We start from the raw sequence: 21,090 nt of genomic DNA, 5'->3' as shown, positions 1-21,090 counted from the left end.
ATTAATGATTAATGCGAATCAAGAGTTGAATTTTTATATAAACCTAACGGGTTTTTAAATCTGTTAGGTTTAATCTTAATTAGTAGTTGTGTTGTTTGACCCCTTGATTCACATTTTTGCTATTCCTTTATTAATTTACTTATTATTGTTTTTCCGCTTGACGATTTAATTTTTAAAATGTAAACACCATTTACTTTTCCAGATAAATCAATTGTTATATCATTTGATTTAATTTTTGATGATGTTGTACTTAATATTAATTGTCCCGTAACGCTATAAACAGAAGCTTCGTATTCTTCTTGATCTAATGAAGGAATATATACAGTAAATAAATCTTTCGATGGATTAGGATATACCACAACTCCCTCGATTTTATTTTCTTTTACATTTAATGTTGGACTGTTGTTGATTTTGAAATTGTCAAACCAAACTCTGGTACCATAACCCGATGTGTTTCTTATCTTAACTAGAACACTCGATTGGTTTTTTACAACACTTAAATCTACAGTTTCGCTTCTCCAATCAGAATCTTGTGTTGGCTTCCAGTCATTAGTTTCATTTGCTTGCGTAGTAGCAGGGTCATCCTGAATAGGAGGCAATACAGTTTGCAATTGCAATTGATTCTTAGAATATACATTTGTCCAATTAACACCGCAATCTGATGAAACCAAAATATCGATCTGATCTGGGGCAGGAGCAGGGTCAAAAACACTTAAATACTGTGTGTATCCAAGATCAAAATGCAAATGAGGTTTGTCAGCTGTTGTAAAATCCATTGATTTTAAAATTAACTCATCGACCATTCCTGTTGGAGCATCAGCATTATTGATAACTAAACAAGTCAAATCTCCTTTACCTACATCGGTGCGTTGTTCCCAAGTAATAGGATCTGCATTTAAATTTAGAACTTGCCAGTCTTGCTGAGGGAAAGCATCATTAAAATTCTCAGTAACAGGTAAAGTATTTTTACCTTTTATTGTTACTGCGCTTGTTTTTAGCATGGTTGTACCTTGTCCGTAAGTATTAGTAGTAACTAAAGTAACATTATAATCACCTGGAGTATTATATACTACAGCTGGATTCTTGCTTGTAGAAGTTGCTGGTGTTCCTCCTGGAAAAGACCATAACCATGAAGTTGGCTCACCAAAAGAAGTATCTGAAAATTGAACTGGTAAATCACTACAAATCATTGAACTTGTAATTTTAAAATCAGTATATGGTTTTTCTTTACTATCAAAAGTAAATTTCAAATTATCAATCCAAATTCTCGCACCATAACCAGATGTATTCACAAATTTAATCAGAACGTTAGGGTTTCCTTTAAAAGCTGTTAATGAAATTCTTTCAGTTCTCCAATCAGAATCTGATGTTGGAACCCAATTATTAGGATTTGTACTTGTGGCAGTTTCTAGTACCGTATGAGTTTTAGAGTATAAAGGTGTCCAAGTGGTTCCACAATCTTTGGAAATCAAAATATTTAGAAGATCAGGACTATCTGTATCAAATTTCGCATAAGCAACATCAAAAGAGAAATCAGTTGCACCAACAGCTAAGTTTAATGGTTTCAATGTAATTTCATCTACATCTCCTGCAGCATTATCGGCATTGTTTATAATCATACAAGAGGAAGAATTTCTGCCAGCAGCAGTACTTTTTTCCCATGTTAGATTGTTATTTAGGTTAGTGACTTCCCATCCAGCTGGAGGAAAAGTTCCTTCGAAGGTTTCTGTAAACGAAGCGCTTACAGGAGTAGTTACTGTAATAAAGTTTAATTTGGTAACTGAAGTTCCTGTACCAGATGGATTTGTAGTTGTTAAAGTAACATTATAAGAACCATTTGTAGTATATGTTACTATTGGATTTTGTGCTGTTGAGGTTGCAGGAATCCCACCTGGGAAAGACCATGACCAACTTGTAGGGTTTCCTGTTGAGGTATCTTTAAGTGGAACAACTAAACTTGCGCAATTTGTTTTGGTTACAGCAGCAGAAAAATCAGATATAGGAGTAAGACTTTGAGTAATAGCTACATTTACATTGTCTATCCAAATGCGGGTTCCATAACCTGATTTGTTTTTAAAACGAATTGTAACATTTGGATTTCCTATATAAGCACTAAGATTAACGATTTCTTTTCTCCAATTTTCAGGTGTACTCGGAATCCAGTTATTCGGAAGCGTTATAGGTGTAGTTGTAGTTTGAAGATCGGTATGTGTTTTAGAATATACAGATGTCCAACTTGCCCCACAATCGGTAGAAACTTCTACCTCAAGAACGTCTGGACTTATATCATCAAATTTTGTGTAAGCAACATCAAAATAGAGTTGACTATTTACTCCATTTGTAAAATTATAATAAGGAAGTTGTATGTAATCCAGTTCGCCAACGACAGCATTATCAGCATTATTCATAATCATACATGCTGAATCTCCATTGCCAACATCTTTACGTTTTTCCCACGCTAAACCTGCATCAGGATTTGTAATAGCCCATCCGTCTGGAGGAAAAGCTCCCGAAAAATTCTCCGTTAAGTTTACTGTAGATCTTTGGTCAACTTTTATATAGCTGGTAACCGTTTTGGTATCGCTTCCTAATGCGTTAGTAGCAGTAAGTGAAACAGGATAAATTCCTGGTGTTGTATAGGTAACTGTTGGGTTAACTGCTGTAGATGTAGCTGGTGACCCTCCGATAAAAGTCCAGGATCTGGAAGTAGGTAATCCAAGAGAAACATCTTTAAAAGTTATGCTTTTATTAGCACAAATAGCAGTTGTACTTGCTGTAAGTTGAGCTATTGGTGCAGTACTAATAACTCCCACAGAAGCTAAATTACTGTTTTGCCATAAAAAGCCTCTGGGATATTTGGCTACAGTCATATCGTCTAGCCAATAAGTCATCGCATTAGTTTGGTCTTTGGTAAACATAGATTGACAATCTACATTATAATCCATTAAATTTTGATAGTTTGCAATAACTCCGCAGCTATTTACAGCCGACAAATTACAACCAAATCCCTGTGTTGTTGGTGGAGTATCTGCCATACCATCGTTAATTGGGTCGCAACCATTCTGAAAAGTATGTTGCAAACCAAAATAATGTCCAAACTCATGAGACATTTCTTTAGCAAATTGGAAATTAGCATCAGATCCACCCGTAGTACCAATATATCTATGATTATAAGTTACGTGAGGAATAACATCTTGTACAGGCAAAAAAGCATGTCCAGAACCATAAACACCATCAGCTGGGTTAGGTTCGTCAACAACAACTATGTCTAAGTAATACTTTCCGTTTTTACCGTAGTACATATAATTATAAATCTTCGAATCGTATCCATCGACAATATGTGCTTCTGGATGCCAGTTCATTCCGGGAGTTTCTAATAAATTACCATCTGGGTCAACTGTAGCTAGAACAAATTGAATGTTCATTTTGCTTTTTATAGCTTCAAAACGTGGGTCTACAGTATTGTAAGCAGGGTATAAACCATTAAAATCTTTGTTGCAAACATCGATTGCATCATTAATTCGGCTTTGCATTTGGGCTTTGGTAAATGTTTTCCCAATATTAGATCCGTCATTTAGGATATGAAATACTACTGGTATAATATAAGGAGCAGCGTCCTTTTTCTTGGTTAATCCAGCTTTTTTTGCAGTTTCAATTTTTGGCAAAGATTGTCTAAATAGATCTTGCTCTTTTTGAGATAAATTGGTTCCGCATCCCATAATTGTTTGTGCAGAAGTGTTTAATGCGAAGAGCAGTAAAAACACAAATACTAAGTAATTTTTTTTCATAAAAATTTAGGTTAATTTGTAATTAGCTTAGATCCTGTAGTGTCAATTTCTATTTTTTAAATTAAAAATTGATCTAATGTCGTGGTCTTAATCTTGAGCTAAATATTTTTTTTGATAAAAGTACAGTAGTGAGTTGTGGCACATTTATATTATATTAACATTAAATAATGGTATATTATCTGGTTTAATGTTAAAAAATATGTTTAGGTGTTAATATATTGGTTATTTTTTAAAGTGATTCGTATTTTTTGTGGTAAAAATATACAGGAAACGCAAGGTAGTATGATGCCTGATAGGATTTTGCTACATTCTAGATTACTAATCGGAATATTTTTTTTAATTGAGGGATAGATACCAGTTTTTAGGTAATGTAATAATCGTTGGAATTATTTTGTGGAGTTATCTTTTTGTTATTTAATTCCAAAAGCGTGTTTTCTATCATTTGCGACATGGTATCCAGAGCCAAATCGTTAGGTTGTAGACCAAAAGGATCTTCTAGTTCATCTGCGATTGCTTCTAAGGCTACAAATGTATAGGCAATAAACACGATTGCAAATGGAGTAATCCAGCCTAATGTTTCTACAAAACCAAAAGGCAATATAAAGCAGTATATATAAACTGTTCGATGTAGTAATACACTATAAGTATAAGGAATAGGAGTACTGGCAATTCTTTCGCAACCACCTACGATATCCGAAAGTTTGTTCAGGTTTTCTTCAAATGCCAATTGGGTTATACTATCTAGTTTGCCTTCTTTTTTTGCATCCTTAACCCAGTTCCCTAATTCCCTTAAAATAATGATGGGTTTAAAATGAACTTCTTTTAAGGTATTTGCAAATTCTTTAGAAAGAAGACGACTCATGTCGTCGCTAGAATCAGTATGTCTGAGTTGGTGTTTTAATGCGTAAACGAAAGCAATAAGTAAATTGATAAATTGGTCACGTTTCTCATTATAGTCATTGTCTATTAATGAATGACTTTGTCGAGCCAATGATCTGGTGTCGTTAAGTAATGCTCCCCAAAGTTTTCTGCCTTCCCAGAATCTGTCGTAGCTAACGTTATTACGAAAACCTAAAAAGATAGCCAGCGCAATTCCAAATAAAGTAAATATAGCAGGATTAATATGTAGATTATGTTCTAATAAAAAAGGTTTGAAATACACCACCAATATCGAAAACAATAACAATAGTATTAATCTCGGCATAAGTTGAGGTAAAACGGAACCATTCCATTCGAACAACATTTTAAACCAATTGCCTTTTTTCTTTATAATCATTGGGTGAAATCAATTTTGTTACTACAAAAGTAATAATTATATCCCTGATTGTATCTCTCAAATTTTTGGTAAGTAGCTATGTAGTATTTAAGGTATGTAGGTGTGATTGTAGCTTTTGAAGTATTATCAAAAGAAAAAGAACCTTAAACAATAATTGTTTAAGGAGTATTTTGATAATTCTTTCTGCTAAGCTTTATTCGATACTATTTTATTTCTCCTGTTCTAAATTATCAGCAGCAGAAATCTGATCAAGTATATTAGTTTGATTGGGTGCAATGTAATTTTTTGTCTCGGTAGCGATTTCTTTCTTAAAAAGAAGATCTAATGCATTGTAAAGTCTTAATAAAACTTCTTTGTCTTCTTTTTCAATCTCTAAAGCAGTATTGAAATTAAAAATATAATTATTAGAGTTGCGTACTTCTACTTTTATCGTCTTAGACGTGATTTTAAATTTAACTATATCCATGTTGTTTGTAAATTACTTAGTTTGCAAAATGCTGTTTTTTTTGGTTTTTTTTGCAGTCATGCAAAAGATGAGGAGCTTTAATTTACCTTCTGAACATGAAGTTTAAGAGAGGCTTCATATAGATTCAGCGATATTAGGCGAGATTGAAGTAGCATCTTTGCGGCTAAAATATTTAGTTAAGGTTAATTTTATCACTTCAAATTTATGATTTTATCGTCAGTCCTAAAGGATTAGGGCAGTATTTTCTAAGCATAATTTCAATAAAAAACCCTTAAACAATTGTTGTTTAAGGGTTTGTTTTGGTAGCGAGACCGAGATTTGAACTCGGGACCTCAGGGTTATGAATCCTGCGCTCTAACCAACTGAGCTATCTCGCCATATTTGCAGTAAGAGTATGTCCCTCATTGCGGGTGCAAATATAGAAATAAATTTAGAGTTAGCAAGCAGAAATGAAAGAAAAAAAAATATTTTTAAAAAACTCTTTTTTTCAGAGATATATTCTTATATTTCCAAAAAATTAAATCTGGCACATGGATCTAAAAGTACGTTACGAAATCGAGTTTCCTATAAATTCATCTCCGCAGTTGTTGTATCAGTATATATCTACACCATCAGGATTGTCTGAATGGTTTGCTGATAATGTAAATTCACGTGGAGAGTTTTTTACATTCATCTGGAATGATTCTCAGGAAAAAGCACGTTTAGCATCCAAAAAAACGGGCGAAAAAGTTAAGTTTAAATGGGTTGACGAAAGCAGCAAAGACACAGAGTATTTCTTTGAACTGCATATTCTCGTAGACGAAATAACGAAAGATGTTTCGCTTATGGTAGTCGATTTTGCCGAAAAAGATGAGCTTGGAGAAGCGAAACAATTATGGGAAAATCAAATATCAGATCTAAAACATCTTATCGGATCAGTTTAGTAAAAGTCTATTTTATAACTTATATTTGCCCTGAACAAAAATTCAGGGTTTTTTTATGATTAATTTTAACGGGAACATAGTAGCGCAGGACGATAATTTATTGATTCAAAATCGCGCTTTTTTGTATGGAGATGGTGTTTTTGAAACACTTAAAATAGTAAATAATAAAATCCTCTTTCTTGAGGATCACTATTTTAGGTTAATGGCTTCAATGCGTGTAGTTCGAATGGAGATTCCTATGAACTTTACAATGGAATATCTAGAGGAGCAAATCCTTTCATTGCTTAATCATAATTCTATTGCCGATTCGGCAAGAGCAAGAATTACAGTATATCGTAATGACGGCGGATATTATTTACCTCAAAACAACACAGTATCTTTTTTAATCCATGCGACAGCTTTGGATAATAAAGCATACGAAGTAAATGAGAATCCATACGAAGTCGATTTGTACAAGGATTTTTATGTTACCAAGCAATTATTGTCATCAATAAAAACGACAAATAAAATAATAAATATCACAGGAAGTATTTTTGCAAATGAAAACGGACTGGATAATTGTATTTTGTTAAATGATAGTAAGAATGCAATCGAAGCATTACAAGGAAATTTGTTTATGTTGTTGGGTAATAAATTAATGACACCACCAGTTTCTGAAGGATGTTTGAATGGCGTGATGCGTAAACAAATTTTAGCCCTTGCCAAAAAACTAACAGACATAGAAGTTGTAGAAGAACCAATATCGCCGTTTGATCTTCAAAAAGCCGACGAATTGTTTCTTACTAATGTTATAAAAGGGATTCAACCAATAACCAAATACAGAAAGAAAGATTTTACGACTAAGATATCAGTTATCTTAACGCAAAAACTTAATGAAAGTATTGCTTAATTAATTGAGATACGGATTCTCTGGTGCATTAGACCAAATAAGATAATCGCCTCCCAGTTCGATAATTTGTTCTTTCCAGAAATGGGTTGGTGATTTTCCGATAATTTTATTTTTATAATTATTATCGGCTATAATCCAGGAGTTACCCTGCATTTCTGTTTCGAGTTGGTTTTCATCCCAACCAGTGTAGCCCAAAAAGAAACGTATATTGTTCTTATTGATTGCTCCACTATTAATTAAGTCTTTTGTAGACTCAAAATCTCCTCCCCAATATATACCATTTGAAATTTCGACACTATTCGGAATTAAATCGGGTATATTATGGATAAAGTAGAGATTATCCTGCTCAACTGGACCTCCATTATAAATCTTGAACGTGGCTTGGATTTCGGGAATTAAGTCATTAATAGTATATTTAAGTGGCTTATTTATGATGAAACCTATTGAACCTTGTTCATTGTGATCTGCTAATAGAATCACTGACCTGTTAAATGATAAGTCTCCAATTATAGAAGGCTCGGCAATAAGCAGGTGTCCTTTTTTTAATTTTTCTGAAATCATATCGTTACAATTTTTATTAAATTTAAGAATAAATTTTTTAAAATCGTAAATAAAATCGTTAAACGGCAAAAAAAAACCTTCCATATGGAAGGTTTTAATTATATTAAAAGCGTATGTAACTTGTTCTTAGTTAACTGCACCTTCTAATTCAGCACCTGCTTTGAATTTTACAACATTTTTAGCAGCGATTTGAATAGTTTTTCCAGTTTGAGGGTTTCTACCGTCTCTCGCAGCTCTTGCTGATACTGACCAAGATCCAAAACCTACCAATGATACTCTCCCACCTTTTTTCAAAGTAGCACCTACGTTTCCTAAAAATGATTCTAAAGCTAATTTTGCCGCAGCTTTTGTAATTCCTGCATCAGCAGCAATAGCATCGATTAATTCTGATTTGTTCATAATAATTAGTTATTAATTGTTGGTTAAAAAAAATTGTCAATACACAAATTTAGTAGGAAATACGTTCCTTGCAAGTGTTTTGTTTAATTTTAGTTTGAATTGTTAATAACTTGCTTTTTTTGTTCATAAAGCAACCCAAAAGCATCACTAAATTTAGTGAGTAGCCTTATTTTGTTGATGTTAGTAGACCTTTGTGTTGTCAGAAAAAGTAATCCCATTTAGTAATTCTGCAACCGCCATTCGTTTTTTTCCGGGCAATTGTAGACTTAATAATTGAATATAGCCATCAGTAACTGCAATTTTAATCTCTTTTTTGGTGCTAATTAAAGTGCCTATTTCTAGATTATGAGCTTCCAAAATAGGTTTGGCTTCATAGATTTTTACACTTAATTCTTCCTCTTTATCTTTAAGAAAAGTCCAGGCTGCAGGATAAGGGCTTAAGCCTCTTATTAAATCATTAATTACAGATGCTGGTTTTGTCCAGTCTATTTTGCAGTTTTCTTTATTTAGTTTGTATGCCGTTTTAATTTCGGCATTGTCTTCCTGAATTATAGTGGTTACGTTACCTGATTCAATAGCTTGCAAAGTCTCTATAACAGTTTCACTTCCTAACTGCATTAAGCGGTCATGAAGTTGACCTGCATTTTCTGTTGGTTCTATTTCTGTTTCAGAACTAAGAATCATTGCTCCGGTATCAATTTTATCATCTATAAAAAAGGTAGTAACACCAGTTTTGGTTTCACCATTTATTATAGCCCAGTTTATAGGAGCAGCACCGCGGTAATTAGGAAGGAGAGAAGCATGAAGATTAAATGTTCCTAACGAAGGCATCTCCCAAACAACTTTAGGTAACATTCTAAAAGCAACAACAATTTGCAAATTAGCATTTAAAGATTTTAACTCCGATAAAAAATCTTCGTCTTTTAAATTGGTAGGTTGTAATAAAGGAAGGTTATTTGCTAACGCATATTCTTTTACAGCCGAATATTTTATTTTCTGGCCACGTCCTGCTGGTTTGTCTGCTGCGGTAATAACACCTACAACATTATAATTGTTCTTTATTATGGTATCCAGAATTCCTACTGCAAATTCAGGAGTTCCCATAAATATGATTCTTAATTTTTCCATTATGATTTTAATGTATATTTATTATTCGGTTTTATTATGATACGATTGTCCTCTAGTAATTCTTGTAAAGTATGAACAACATCATCGGCACTATTGTTAGTGCGTGTTTGGATGTCTCTAGAGCTCAAATCTTCAGTTTTTAATAAATCAAGAATAGTTTGTGCGACAGAGTTGTTTGTCTTTTTGACTTTTTTGGTAATACAATAAGAACAAATGCCACAATCGGTAGTTGTTTTTTCTCCAAAATAATCCAGGATCAATTTGCTTTTGCAAGTTTTTTTCTCGTTTACATAGTCCAGAACCGATTGTAATTGGTCTTTCTTTAGGTTGTTCTGTTTTTCAAGATATTTCGAGACCCTATTAATAGTAAGGTCATCTTCTCGTACTTCATTAAATAATATAGAGGCATCATTGTTTTTGCTATTATACTCAATGATTTCTTTTTCTTTTAATTTTTCTAAAACGGTATGAACTTCAGCTTCAGAGCTATTCGATTTTTTAGCAATCAATTGCAGGTTAAACGGAGTTTTCATTTCGTAAATACCAGGGTAAGTACGCAAAATTGCCAGAATAATTTCCTCGTCATTAGAGTTTAGGCTTGTATAACGTATTACCTCTCTCGATTCGATAAGAAATTGCATTGTGATTTTTTCCGAAAAACTTTGAGATAAAGTAATAATTCCTTGACGGTCTAAAAACTGTAAAGCGTTGTATGTTTTTAAAGTAGGGAAGTCGTATTTATGGCAAAACCGATTCAGATTAAAAGCAAACTCTTCATTAATTCCTTCGCCGTAGGCAATCTGAAAATAATTACAAAGCTTAACGTACATCTTTTTAAGGAAGCTTTTATCGGCTAAATTTTGAATAAACTGATTTTCGGCATTAGCAGTGTCTGATGCGCTAGTGAGTAAAACCGAAAAAGATTTTTCGCCATTACGTCCCGCACGTCCAGATTCCTGATAATAGTTTTCGATGTTTTCGGGTAATTGGGTGTGAATTACAGTTTTTACATTGGGTTTATCAATCCCCATCCCAAAAGCATTTGTGGCAACAATAACCTGAGCTTCTTCGCTCATCCATAATTGCATATTCTTGTCTTTTTCTTTAGTAGTAAGGCCACCATGATAATAGGTAGCTTTAAAACCCAAAGATTGTAATTGAGCCGAAATACTCAAACAAGATTTTCTATTGCGTACATATATAATAGATGGTTGCGGATTTTTTTTAAGAATCTGCTCCGTTCTGTATAATTTATCTTCGACCTCAAAAACCATGTAGGCGATATTTTCTCTGGCAAAAGATTGCTGGAAAAGTTTTGGGTCTTTTAAGCCTAATTCAGTTTTGATGTCTTCAATAACCCTTGGAGTCGCCGTTGCAGTTAGAGCAAGAAACGGAATCTTAGGGAAATGTTTCTTTAATTCCGAAATCTTTAAATATGCAGGACGAAAATCATGTCCCCATTGCGAGACACAATGTGCCTCATCTATGGCAATAAAATTTATAGGTAAGTTTTTTATGCGGTCAAGAATCCAGTCCGATTGCAATCGTTCTGGTGACAGGTATAAAAATTTATAATTCCCAAATTGGCAATTGTCAAGAAGATTAATAATTTCTTCAGTAGCGATTCCGCCAGTAAGAGCAATTGCCTTTATGTTTCTTTTTTGCAAATTAGCAACCTGATCCTTCATTAACGCTACCAAAGGCGAAACTACCAGACAGATTCCTTCTCTCATCATCGACGGAACCTGAAAACAAATAGATTTTCCACCACCAGTTGGCAATAAGGCAAAAGTATCCTGACCATTTAAAACCGAATCAATGATTTCGTTTTGCAAAGGTCGGAAACTATCATGTTTCCAGTATTTTTGAAGAATCGATAATGCTTCTTGCATTTGTCAGGATTAAAGTTAACAATTTAGAAAACAGTTTCTAGTTTTACCAACCTTAAAAACTCCGACTAAATTTTATCTAAGATATAAAGAATTCGGTTAGATACAGTATCTTTAGGAACCTCAATAAGTTCGTAACCGTATTTTTTATACGTTTCTACCAGATGGCTGTAAATAGTTTTGGCTTGTTCAAAATTTTCGTAACGTTCACCGTCACTCATGTAAATTTCTTCCCAGGGTGGAAGCAGAAAAATTTTAGAATATTTGCAGTCTTCGCACGCAGCTTTAAAATGTTCCGGATAATCATCACCTATATAATCCATATAGGCTACAACATCAGGAATTCCGCGGTCAATAAACACAACTTCCGAAGGTTCTTGTTGTGCGTTCTCGAATTGTTTAATCCGTCCTTCGAGTAACTTTTCGCTAAACAACAAGGGCTTTTCAAGAAACAATTGTTCGATTCCTTCTTTTTGGGCCTCCAGTGTTACTTGTCTCGAAATTTCGGGATAACAGCAATATCCATCGGCTACCAAACCATCAATAATAGTAGACTTTCCCGTACCCGGGCCACCAATAATAACAATAATTTCTTTCTGCACTTTCTAAAAATAAAGTGCAAATTTACCTAAACTTATTGGTATTATACAAGATTATTTTCTTGAAGCGAATGATTTAGGATTTTTTTGTAGGTAAAGTTCCTGCTGTTCGCTTCAATCTTTTCCTTTTTAAAGAAAAAAGAAAAAGGATTTGCACTTCCATCAGGGCTATTGAGGTTATAATTTTTTGTACTAGGATTAATTTGGTAAAAAGTGTAAGGCGTAAAGCTTTAAGCGTAAAGCTTTTTTTTAATTGCAAAAAGAATATTCAGATAAACTTTCCGATTTCTTCGTATTCGGAATAATAATATGCGATTCAAATTTCCTTTTTGCGATTACATTGTTTATAAATCCAAGAACATAATCAGGCCCTTTGCCAAATAGATAACCGCAAAATTCATGTCCGCCACCGCAAGAGGTAATAAGTACGATATTTTTTTTAAGAGAAGTCATTTTATTGTAAACCGAATAAGAACCCGAAAGAGTCATAAAGCCCATAGAATCATTTGGGCAGGAACGATGCGAGCCAGTTGCGTAAGGAACGGTGGAATCTTCACTTCCGTGAGAAAGCAACATCGGAATCGCATTTTTAGCATTAATAAAATCTACATTCATAATCGCGCCAGATCCGCCGATAAGTCCTGCATATTTAAAATCACTAGGTAAGTTATCCGAATATAAATTCATTATAGAGTAATCCCAAAAAGTAGCATGAAATGCAATTTCGGCACCAGCGCTAATTCCGGCGATAAAAATCTTCGAAGCATCGATATTATAGGAGCCTTTATTTTTAATCATAAAAGAAGTTGCTTGCCACATATCGCTAACACCAATTTGAATGGTTTTAATTTTTTCAGGTAAAGTTGAGTTGCATCCAAAATCTTTGTTCTTCATATATAAAGTGTACGAAATACTAGCAACTGCGATTCCGTTTTGAGCAAGACTCATGGCGAAATTTTTTTCACCAAAACGATCACCACCCGAAAAGCCGCCACCGTGAGCAAAAATTACAAGCGGTATTTTCTTGTCTGATTTTTTTAGGGGCAAGTATAAATCAAGATCTAGTTTAATGGAATCATTCTCGAAATAAGTTAACGTTTTGATTTCTTGTGCAGTAATAGAAAATGAAGTAAAAGAGATAAAAAGTAATAAATGTAAAAAAGGCATTCTCATTGTGGTGGTATTTTTATTATAATGCGTGTTCAATTACCCAAAGATAAAATAATAAAACAGGATAGGCTAAAATCCCGAGTTTTAACAAATTTAAAGAAGCGTGTTTGGTCTTGTAAAAGAGTAAAATAAGGTTAATTAGGGTTAATGTTTCGCATTATAAAAAAATCATAAATGCTAAATATAAAATCTCAAATCAAAACCGTATATTTGCGTCTATTTTAATGAAAGAATGGACGAAGATAAAGAAAAAACCACCGCCGAATTTTACGAAAGATTAAAGGTTGAGTTAGACAACAGTAACACTTGGCCAGCAGAATATTTGTATAAATTTATTGTGCCTTCAGTAGCAGATAATGTTGAGCGCGTAGAGAAAGCTTTTGATAGTATGGGAGCAGTAATTAAAACTACAAAATCCAAAACGGGTAAGTTTACCAGTGTTTCGGTAGATGTTACTATGAAAAGCTCAGATGAAGTAATCAGTAAATACCAAGAAGTTTCTACAATTGAAGGTATAGTTTCACTATAAATATGATCGAAAAATATAAAAAAGAAAATGCGAATGATGTTGTTTTTAATTTAGAATACAATTCTGAAAGACAACATTTAATCATTCCAGAGTATGGTCGTCATTTGCAAAAATTGATAGATCAGGCTACTGCTATTGAAGACGTTGAACAACGTAACAAAGCAGCCAAATATATTATTCAGGTAATGGGAAGCTTGAATCCGCATTTGCGCGATGTACCCGATTTTCAACACAAACTTTGGGATCAGCTTTTTATCATGTCTGATTTTAAATTAGATGTTGAATCTCCTTACCCAATCCCTTCTCGCGAAGTATTACAGCTAAAACCAGATGTGTTAAAATACCCTCAAAATTACCCAAAATACAGGTATTATGGTAACAATATCAAATACATGATAGATGTTGCTAACAAATGGGAAGATGGAGAGATGAAAAATGCATTAGTATTGGTAATTGCCAATCACATGAAAAAATCTTACCTGAGCTGGAACAAGGATACCGTAAAAGATGATGTTATTTTTGAACATTTGTACGAACTGTCAGATGGTAAAATAAATCTTCTACAAAGCACAGAAGAACTCCTAAACACAACAGATTTATTACGTACTAATAAGCGTATATCTAATAAAATCACACCAGCTGGACAGCCTAAAATTCAGAACAATAAGAATATAAAAGGACCAGGGAAATCAAAGCCGTTTCAAAAGAATAACAATCAGAAGTAAAAAAAAGTTGCTAAGACACTAAGTGACTAAGTAGCTAAGGTTTTTTAGCTCAGAACCTTAGAATCTCAGAGCCTTAGAAACTATAAAAGAATAATCAGAAGTAAAAAAAAGTTGCTAAGCATCTAAGTAACTAAGTTGCTAAGATTTTTTGAAAAGAGAAAACTTAGAATCTTAGAACCTTAGAAACTTAAAAAAGAAGAATCTTAAAAGAAGAATATGGGAATTTTTAAAATCGAAGGTGGAATTCCTTTAAAAGGAGAAATCACTCCACAAGGAGCAAAAAATGAAGCGTTACAAATTTTATGCGCGGTACTTTTAACCTCAGAAAAAGTAAAGATTAATAACATTCCTGATATTATTGATATCAATAAATTAATTACGCTTTTAGGAAATTTAGGCGTAAAAATTCAAAAAAACGAACCAGGTTCAATTATATTTCAAGCCGATGAGGTAAATGTAAACTACCTGGAAACTGAAGCTTTCAAGAAAGAAGGTGGAGCACTTCGTGGTTCAATCATGATTGTTGGGCCGCTTTTGGCACGTTTCGGAAAAGGATATATTCCTAAACCAGGAGGAGATAAAATAGGTCGTCGTAGATTAGATACTCACTTTGAGGGATTCATTAATCTAGGAGCAAAATTTAGATACAACAGAGAAGATCACTTTTATGGTGTTGAAGCTCCAGAAGGATTAATAGGAACTGATATGTTGCTTGATGAAGCATCTGTAACAGGAACTGCAAATATTGTAATGGCAGCAGTTTTAGCCAAAGGACAAACAACAGTTTACAACGCAGCTTGCGAGCCTTACTTGCAACAATTGTGTAAGATGTTGAACTCTATGGGAGCAAAAATCTCAGGAGTAGGTTCAAACTTACTAACAATCGAGGGAGTAGAAAAATTAGGAGGTTGCGAGCACAGAATTCTTCCAGATATGATCGAAATCGGATCTTGGATAGGATTGGCAGCAATGACAAAAAGCGAAATCACAATCAAGAATGTAAGTTGGGAAAACTTAGGGCTTATCCCTAATACATTCAGAAAATTAGGAATCACAATAGAAAAACGTGGTGATGATATTTATATCCCTGCTCACGTAAATGGATATGAAGTTAAAACTGATATCGATGGATCAATCTTAACCATTGCCGATGCGCCATGGCCAGGATTTACACCAGATTTATTAAGTATTGTTTTGGTTGTGGCAACACAAGCAAAAGGAGATGTTTTAATTCACCAAAAAATGTTCGAAAGCCGTTTGTTTTTCGTAGACAAACTAATTGACATGGGGGCAAAAATTATGTTATGTGATCCGCATAGAGCCGTTGTTATGGGACATAACTTCGAGTCACAATTAAAAGCAACAACAATGTCATCTCCAGATATTCGTGCTGGAATCTCATTATTAATTGCAGCTCTATCAGCAAAAGGAACAAGTACAATACAAAATATAGAACAAATCGACCGTGGATACGAACGTATCGACGAGCGTTTAAGAGCAATTGGAGCAAAAATCGTGAGAGCGTAGATAAAATCCTCAAATGACGAATGAACAAAAAGCTATAAAAGCTACATACTTTAGTATAGTTGGAAACACCTGCTTAGCCGTTATAAAAGGCTTGGCAGGTTTTTTTGGCAATTCTTATGCCTTAATTGCAGACGCGATTGAATCGACTACCGATATATTTTCGTCCTGTTTGGTACTATTCGGAATTAAATATTCTAACAAACCAGCAGATGAAAATCATCCTTACGGACATGGTCGTGCAGAACCTTTAATCACATTTTTGGTTGTTGGATTTTTAATTACTTCAGCAACAATTATTGGTTACGAAAGTATTGCAAATATTCAGAATCCACATGATTTACCAAAATCCTGGACCTTGTATGTATTAGGAGCAATTATTGTTTGGAAAGAATATTCTTTTCGACTGGTAATGAAACGTAGCAAACAAACCAATAGTTCATCATTAGCAGCAGATGCCTGGCACCATCGTAGTGATGCAATTACATCTGTAGCCGCTTTTATCGGAATTTCGATTGCGCTAATCATGGGGAAAGGTTACGAATCTGCCGACGATTGGGCAGCACTTTTTGCAGCTTTCTTTATTTTATACAACAGCTATAAAATTTTCAGACCTGCGCTTGGCGAAATAATGGACGAAAATTTGAATGATGATTTAGTCGAAGAAATCAGAATAAAATCTTTAACCGTAGTAGGTATTCTGGGAACAGAGAAATGTTTTATTCGTAAAGCAGGAATGAAGTACCATGTAGATCTTCACGCCATCGTATCGGCTAAAATTTCGGTAAAAGAAGGACATGAACTTTCACATAAATTACAAGATACACTAAAAGAAAAAATCCCCCAATTAGGGAATGTTTTAATTCATATTGAACCAGATGATTATCATTGAGGAAGGTTCAAAGAGACAGAGGTTCTGAGGTACTAAGGTTTCTTTTAGCAAGACAAAAAACGAAATCCGTTTATTCTTTTATATAGAGTAAACGGTTTTTTTTTTAAGGTTCAAAGGTTTTTTAAAGGTTCAAAGGAACAAAGGTTCTGAGGAGCTAAGGTTTCTTTTAGCAAGACAAAAAACGAAATCCGTTTATTCTTTTATATAGAGTAAACGGATTTTTTTTTAAGGTTCAAAGGTTCAAGAACAAAGGTTCAAAGGTTCTGAGGGACTAAGGTAACTTTGTCAAAGTTTTTTTACTTTGTCAAAGATTCATCCTCAAATTTCTACTTACTAATGTGATTTCTCCTTTGTCGAAGTGACAAGTTTGGAAGGGATCTGCTTGAAATCATCACTAAACTACTCTAGGATATTAAGAAACTTCAATCCAAAAACGACTCCGTTTTGTTGTATTCCGTTTTGATAAGAGTGAACATAATCTATACGAAACATTCTGAATTTTCCGAAACCAAGATTGTCTAATCCAACTGTAAATTCAGAATAGGGCTTAGTATTTGGAATTTCAAGAGAATGGAATCCTATATTTAAAGTTGATTTTAATTTATTCAATAAAGGAATCTTGTTCATAATATATCCATTGTCATTATGCTCCATATGAACTTCAAAATAGCTATCGTTTGTGCTATTTGTGTAATATGGTAACAGATTAAATACATTCAGATATCTATCGGCTTGACCAATATGAGTTTGGTTTCCGTTAAAATGTTTGTAATCCATAAAAGCGATGTTCTCGGCATTAAAAAATTTACCAGCTTTTATGTTTATTCCCAAAAGCCCTTTATTTCCTAAAGTTAAATCATATCGTACTGCTGCACTTATAAGATCAAATTCATACTTTTTCTCGCTGGCTGCTAAAGCTTTTTCATAACCTAAAGATAAGGTTGGGTATTTCTCATTCTTAATATTATATTTTCCGTCTGGTCTGGAAATATATTTGTTACCAAAACTAATTCTAGTGTTCAAATTAGCTTTTACCAAATGATGTTTCTCAAAAGGTGAATTCACAAAGTCATTTGGCGCAAGCGGATTGTTAGAAGAGTAAAAATCATCCTTATTAAAGAAAGAGTAATCGGTAGTATTAAAAAGAGGTTTACGTAGCTCGTACGCAACTTTTGCACCTATAGTAATGCCGTTGGCTACATTTTGAGTATAGGCTAGTTGAGCAAATTCCAGATTGTAAACCTTCATATAGTTATCCTTAAAGAATAAAGAACTTACCGAGTTAATAAAATTACTTATAGGTTCAGTATTATTAAACTGGTTTACTTTTGTACCTCCAGAAGCAAAGATTGTAGCATAATTTTGATGATTAAAGGTATGCTTAAACTCCCCAGTAACACGTAAACGCTCATCTGAGAAACCATAATTTATTGCGGTACTTATAGAGGTTTCTTTGCCTTTTTCCTCATTCCAATTTTTATAAGAAAAACCAGTTCCAATATTAAAACCCTGAACAGTATTAAAACTGAGAGCGCTTAAATCGAATAGTCCGTTATACTTAAACGAATATTTCTCGAAAGTATTTTTGTGTTCATGACCAAGTAAAATGTCAAAGAAATTAAACTTGTTATTCTTGGCATCAATAGAATCGGTATATTTTCTCGATGTTCGAATAGTTTGTAAACTATCTTTCTTGATATAATCTGTACTTTCTTCTATGGTTAAAGGAATTGGGCGGATAGAATTCCAATAAGAATCATCTTTTTTATTAGCATTAGCTTCAAAACTTACGATTTCATTAGTGAAAGTTTTCTTTTCGAAAGAATCAGGAAATTCATAATTGGTATATACATAATTAAACTTTCCTGTAAATTGAACCCCAAATGCTCCAGCAGTAAAAGATAAACTTTGAGCATTTTTTGCCCACAATTTATTTTTAGAATTATAACTAAAGCTTTGTTTAAGATTCATTATTTGCGTTAGCTCATTCTTGATTCGATACCCTTTTATATCGAGATCAATGGCATAAATGGCAAAACTATCATCGATAATATAGATATATCCTTCAAAAACTGGTTCTTTATCACGTTTAGGGATAACCTTTATTTTGTTTATTTGCTGGTTGTTCTCGTCAAAGAAAGTTCCTTCTAGTTTGTATTTGTAGTAATTAAAGGCATTATCGGCAATAGGAGAAATCATTCTTACGCCAAACTTTAATGTGTTATTATAAAAATCATAAGTAGATAAACTTGCCGTATTATAGCTATACCCTTTATTGTTACCTGAAATTTTAGAAGCGATAATTTTCTCCTTAAGATTATCAGGTTTCTCAAATGTAATTTTAGAAATAGTTTCAGATAGATACAAAACACCCGTTCCTGTAGAGTCGAGATTAGAGGCCATTTCATCACCAATATCTACTTTAAGACCCATTATCTTTTTAGGTAAATCTTTAATTTTGAACATTCCTTTAGAATAAAAATCGGCTGTGTATCGTCCTGTTTTTTCCGAATTGTCTTTTTTATTGGCAATTGCACTTCTTATAATGTCATTGGCGGGATTATCCTTAGGATTAATTATTACTTCGTTAAGAGTGAAGTTTTCTTCCAGTAGTTTTACGTCCAGTGTGTATAGTGATGCAGAAGAGGGAACAGTTAGTTTTTGAGCTTTAAACCCTAAATATTGAAATATGATTTTGTTCTTGCCAATCTCTTTTACATTGAGCTGGTATTTTCCTTGTTCGTTAGATGTAGTACTGTTGTATGTATTCTCTTCGAAGATAGAAACAAATGGTAAAGGGTTTCCTTTTTCATCCGAAATTGTTCCTTTAATCTGTGCGTAATTTGAAAATGAAAGTAGTAAAAAGGCAAATAAAATAAAGTTTTTCATATAGGTACATTTCTTATTTCAAAAATAAAAGAAGTTAGAAATGAACCTATTAAAACTATGTTAAATGATTTATAGCGCTTTAACTATAAAAAAGAGCGTATGGCAAGCTCGTAACTTTTTAGACCAAAACCAAGAATAACGCCTTTGGCATTTCCAGAAATATACGATTGGTGGCGGAAACTTTCGCGTGCATAAGTATTAGAAATATGTACTTCGATAACAGGAGTCGTAACAGCTTTTATAGCATCGCCAATACCTATTGAGGTATGTGTATAAGCACCAGCATTTAGAATAATACCATCATAGTTAAAACCAAATTCTTGTATTTTTCCAATTAATTCGCCTTCGATATTACTTTGATAATAACTTAGTTCAATAGATGGGAAAGATGTTTGTAATGTTTCAAAGTAATCTTCAAAAGTTTGAGATCCGTAAACTTCAGGTTCTCTTTTTCCTAAAAGATTCAAATTTGGTCCGTTTATAATGATAATTTTCATGTATTATAATTTTAAGCAATTCTGATTTGTTTTTGAATCCATTTTACATTTCACCCAAAACATTTCATTAGTAGCGGTGTAAAAATAAAAAAACCGTTCCAATAAATAGAACGGTTTTTATAAAAGTATGTGATATTATTTCTTAGAACATGAATCCAGCTGAAAGTTGGAAAACAGAGTTTTTAACATCTGCATTTTTTGAAGCTTCAGTTAATCCTATTCCGTAACGACCTTGGACAAAAATGTTTTCAGTAAGTTTAAATCCTAATCCTGCATTAAGACCGAACTCGAAAGTTTTACCATTTTTCACATCAAAATCATTTTTCTCACTTAATAAGAAAGATGCTTGAGGTCCTAATTCTAAACTAAATGATTTAGTTAAATAAAACTTAGCCATTACAGGAATAGATAAATATCCTAATTCATTTTTAAATTCATCAACAGCAGTTTTATAAGTTGCTCCTTGAGTAGAGTATAAAAGCTCAGGCTGAATAGAGAATTTTTCAAGTAATTTAATTTCCGCTACTACACCCGCATGGTAACTAGTGATTCCTTCTTTATCTACTTCAATTCCGTCAAAAGCACTATCCCCAGTTTGATTTGCAAAGTTAACCCCTGCTTTTACACCAAAACGTAATAATTGTGCTTGCATTGTTGCTGATGTTGCTATGAACAGTACAGCTACTAAAATTATTCTTTTCATAAAATTCTTTTTAAAAGTTTGATTGATTTTTCTGTAAGTTAAAACTCTTATAATTTGCAAATATTGTTTAAATATTAGAAAGATTCCAATTTTATACATTAAATAATTACTAGCAAATTTGATTGTTCAAGGACAAAAATACTTGCTATTGCCTGGTACTCAATTATACTTATAAAAGATTGTTTTATAGAATTTACATCCCATTTTTTAATTAATAGTATTTTATGTTAATATTATTATATA

At 33.1% G+C, this 21,090-nt stretch carries 18 protein-coding genes and 1 tRNA gene; 6 read left to right on the top strand and 13 right to left on the bottom strand.

Features of this window, described 5'->3' with window-relative positions; translation table 11 throughout:
- Window positions 1–119: 119 nt before the first annotated feature.
- The 4 genes from B8T70_RS24115 to B8T70_RS13225 all read right to left on the bottom strand — a co-directional run bounded on the left by B8T70_RS24115 (window position 120) and on the right by B8T70_RS13225 (window position 5,907).
- A complete protein-coding gene (locus B8T70_RS24115) occupies window positions 120–3,788 on the bottom strand; it encodes a PKD domain-containing protein (protein WP_086895145.1) in 3,669 nt (1,222 codons plus the stop codon).
- A 361-nt stretch (window positions 3,789–4,149) separates the two neighbouring features.
- A complete protein-coding gene (locus B8T70_RS13235) occupies window positions 4,150–5,064 on the bottom strand; it encodes a bestrophin family protein (protein ID WP_086895144.1) in 915 nt (304 codons plus the stop codon).
- Between the two features lie 208 nt (window positions 5,065–5,272).
- Window positions 5,273–5,530, bottom strand: a complete 258-nt coding sequence (locus tag B8T70_RS13230) for a hypothetical protein (RefSeq protein ID WP_039118059.1) — start codon at window positions 5,528–5,530, stop codon at window positions 5,273–5,275.
- Window positions 5,531–5,830: 300 nt separating this feature from the next.
- A tRNA-Met gene (locus B8T70_RS13225) sits at window positions 5,831–5,907 on the bottom strand.
- A gap of 153 nt (window positions 5,908–6,060) precedes the next feature.
- On the opposite strand from B8T70_RS13225, the gene B8T70_RS13220 reads away from it, so the two are divergent.
- Complete coding sequence (locus B8T70_RS13220) at window positions 6,061–6,453, top strand: START-like domain-containing protein (RefSeq protein WP_035620801.1); 393 nt, start codon at window positions 6,061–6,063, stop codon at window positions 6,451–6,453.
- A 55-nt stretch (window positions 6,454–6,508) separates the two neighbouring features.
- Window positions 6,509–7,342, top strand: a complete 834-nt coding sequence (locus tag B8T70_RS13215; RefSeq protein ID WP_086895143.1) for an aminotransferase class IV — start codon at window positions 6,509–6,511, stop codon at window positions 7,340–7,342.
- On the opposite strand, the gene B8T70_RS13210 is transcribed toward B8T70_RS13215, so the two are convergent.
- From B8T70_RS13210 to B8T70_RS13185, 6 genes are all read right to left on the bottom strand, one after another.
- Window positions 7,343–7,903: a YqgE/AlgH family protein gene (locus B8T70_RS13210; RefSeq protein WP_039112398.1), complete on the bottom strand. Its 561-nt coding sequence runs from the start codon at window positions 7,901–7,903 to the stop codon at window positions 7,343–7,345. It abuts the gene before it with no gap.
- A 126-nt stretch (window positions 7,904–8,029) separates the two neighbouring features.
- Window positions 8,030–8,302: an HU family DNA-binding protein gene (locus B8T70_RS13205; protein WP_017498096.1), complete on the bottom strand. Its 273-nt coding sequence runs from the start codon at window positions 8,300–8,302 to the stop codon at window positions 8,030–8,032.
- A gap of 180 nt (window positions 8,303–8,482) precedes the next feature.
- Complete coding sequence (gene fmt / locus B8T70_RS13200; protein WP_086895142.1) at window positions 8,483–9,430, bottom strand: methionyl-tRNA formyltransferase; 948 nt, start codon at window positions 9,428–9,430, stop codon at window positions 8,483–8,485.
- Window positions 9,430–11,322, bottom strand: coding sequence for an ATP-dependent DNA helicase RecQ (locus B8T70_RS13195; RefSeq protein WP_086895141.1), 1,893 nt, complete (start codon window positions 11,320–11,322; stop codon window positions 9,430–9,432). Before B8T70_RS13195 ends, fmt begins: the two co-directional genes overlap by 1 nt.
- 65 nt (window positions 11,323–11,387) lie before the next feature.
- The gene (locus tag B8T70_RS13190; protein ID WP_039112277.1) at window positions 11,388–11,921 is read right to left on the bottom strand and encodes an AAA family ATPase; all 534 of its coding nucleotides are present in this window, start codon (window positions 11,919–11,921) and stop codon (window positions 11,388–11,390) included.
- 246 nt (window positions 11,922–12,167) lie between these two features.
- Window positions 12,168–13,091 (bottom strand): alpha/beta hydrolase, encoded by a 924-nt coding sequence (locus B8T70_RS13185; RefSeq protein ID WP_242667474.1) that lies wholly within the window; start codon window positions 13,089–13,091, stop codon window positions 12,168–12,170.
- Window positions 13,092–13,320: 229 nt separating this feature from the next.
- Between B8T70_RS13185 and B8T70_RS13180 the strand changes: the two genes are divergently transcribed.
- The 4 genes from B8T70_RS13180 to B8T70_RS13165 all read left to right on the top strand — a co-directional run bounded on the left by B8T70_RS13180 (window position 13,321) and on the right by B8T70_RS13165 (window position 16,758).
- Window positions 13,321–13,617 carry a DUF493 family protein gene (locus tag B8T70_RS13180; RefSeq protein ID WP_039112275.1) on the top strand — a complete coding sequence of 99 codons (297 nt, stop codon included), beginning with the start codon at window positions 13,321–13,323 and terminating at the stop codon, window positions 13,615–13,617.
- 2 nt (window positions 13,618–13,619) lie between these two features.
- A complete protein-coding gene (locus B8T70_RS13175; RefSeq protein ID WP_039112274.1) occupies window positions 13,620–14,342 on the top strand; it encodes a DUF4290 domain-containing protein in 723 nt (240 codons plus the stop codon).
- Between the two features lie 216 nt (window positions 14,343–14,558).
- Window positions 14,559–15,869: a UDP-N-acetylglucosamine 1-carboxyvinyltransferase gene (murA, locus tag B8T70_RS13170; protein ID WP_086895140.1), complete on the top strand. Its 1,311-nt coding sequence runs from the start codon at window positions 14,559–14,561 to the stop codon at window positions 15,867–15,869.
- Window positions 15,870–15,882: 13 nt separating this feature from the next.
- Complete coding sequence (locus B8T70_RS13165) at window positions 15,883–16,758, top strand: cation diffusion facilitator family transporter (protein WP_039118052.1); 876 nt, start codon at window positions 15,883–15,885, stop codon at window positions 16,756–16,758.
- Between the two features lie 399 nt (window positions 16,759–17,157).
- Here B8T70_RS13165 and B8T70_RS13160 read toward each other — a convergent pair whose 3' ends face one another.
- The 3 genes from B8T70_RS13160 to B8T70_RS13150 all read right to left on the bottom strand — a co-directional run bounded on the left by B8T70_RS13160 (window position 17,158) and on the right by B8T70_RS13150 (window position 20,847).
- The gene (locus B8T70_RS13160; protein WP_086895139.1) at window positions 17,158–19,647 is read right to left on the bottom strand and encodes a DUF5686 and carboxypeptidase regulatory-like domain-containing protein; all 2,490 of its coding nucleotides are present in this window, start codon (window positions 19,645–19,647) and stop codon (window positions 17,158–17,160) included.
- A gap of 83 nt (window positions 19,648–19,730) precedes the next feature.
- Window positions 19,731–20,144, bottom strand: coding sequence for a type II 3-dehydroquinate dehydratase (aroQ, locus tag B8T70_RS13155; protein ID WP_039112270.1), 414 nt, complete (start codon window positions 20,142–20,144; stop codon window positions 19,731–19,733).
- A 142-nt stretch (window positions 20,145–20,286) separates the two neighbouring features.
- Window positions 20,287–20,847 (bottom strand): porin family protein, encoded by a 561-nt coding sequence (locus B8T70_RS13150; RefSeq protein WP_086895167.1) that lies wholly within the window; start codon window positions 20,845–20,847, stop codon window positions 20,287–20,289.
- Between the last annotated feature and the right edge of the window lie 243 nt (window positions 20,848–21,090).

Source organism: Flavobacterium sp. AJR, assembly GCF_002156885.1.
Lineage (GTDB): Bacteria > Bacteroidota > Bacteroidia > Flavobacteriales > Flavobacteriaceae > Flavobacterium.
Note: the sequence above shows the minus strand (reverse complement) of the source record. Positions and strands in the feature narration are given on the sequence as shown.

Coding starts and splice junctions, on each gene's coding strand:
- B8T70_RS24115 (WP_086895145.1), bottom strand. CDS start 3,788: ATGAAAAAAAATTACTTAGTATTTGTGTTTTTACTGCTCTTCGCATTA.
- B8T70_RS13235 (WP_086895144.1), bottom strand. CDS start 5,064: ATGATTATAAAGAAAAAAGGCAATTGGTTTAAAATGTTGTTCGAATGG.
- B8T70_RS13230 (WP_039118059.1), bottom strand. CDS start 5,530: ATGGATATAGTTAAATTTAAAATCACGTCTAAGACGATAAAAGTAGAA.
- B8T70_RS13220 (WP_035620801.1), top strand. CDS start 6,061: ATGGATCTAAAAGTACGTTACGAAATCGAGTTTCCTATAAATTCATCT.
- B8T70_RS13215 (WP_086895143.1), top strand. CDS start 6,509: ATGATTAATTTTAACGGGAACATAGTAGCGCAGGACGATAATTTATTG.
- B8T70_RS13210 (WP_039112398.1), bottom strand. CDS start 7,903: ATGATTTCAGAAAAATTAAAAAAAGGACACCTGCTTATTGCCGAGCCT.
- B8T70_RS13205 (WP_017498096.1), bottom strand. CDS start 8,302: ATGAACAAATCAGAATTAATCGATGCTATTGCTGCTGATGCAGGAATT.
- fmt (WP_086895142.1), bottom strand. CDS start 9,430: ATGGAAAAATTAAGAATCATATTTATGGGAACTCCTGAATTTGCAGTA.
- B8T70_RS13195 (WP_086895141.1), bottom strand. CDS start 11,322: ATGCAAGAAGCATTATCGATTCTTCAAAAATACTGGAAACATGATAGT.
- B8T70_RS13185 (WP_242667474.1), bottom strand. CDS start 13,091: ATGAGAATGCCTTTTTTACATTTATTACTTTTTATCTCTTTTACTTCA.
- B8T70_RS13180 (WP_039112275.1), top strand. CDS start 13,321: ATGGACGAAGATAAAGAAAAAACCACCGCCGAATTTTACGAAAGATTA.
- B8T70_RS13175 (WP_039112274.1), top strand. CDS start 13,620: ATGATCGAAAAATATAAAAAAGAAAATGCGAATGATGTTGTTTTTAAT.
- murA (WP_086895140.1), top strand. CDS start 14,559: ATGGGAATTTTTAAAATCGAAGGTGGAATTCCTTTAAAAGGAGAAATC.
- B8T70_RS13165 (WP_039118052.1), top strand. CDS start 15,883: ATGACGAATGAACAAAAAGCTATAAAAGCTACATACTTTAGTATAGTT.
- B8T70_RS13160 (WP_086895139.1), bottom strand. CDS start 19,647: ATGAAAAACTTTATTTTATTTGCCTTTTTACTACTTTCATTTTCAAAT.
- aroQ (WP_039112270.1), bottom strand. CDS start 20,144: ATGAAAATTATCATTATAAACGGACCAAATTTGAATCTTTTAGGAAAA.
- B8T70_RS13150 (WP_086895167.1), bottom strand. CDS start 20,847: ATGAAAAGAATAATTTTAGTAGCTGTACTGTTCATAGCAACATCAGCA.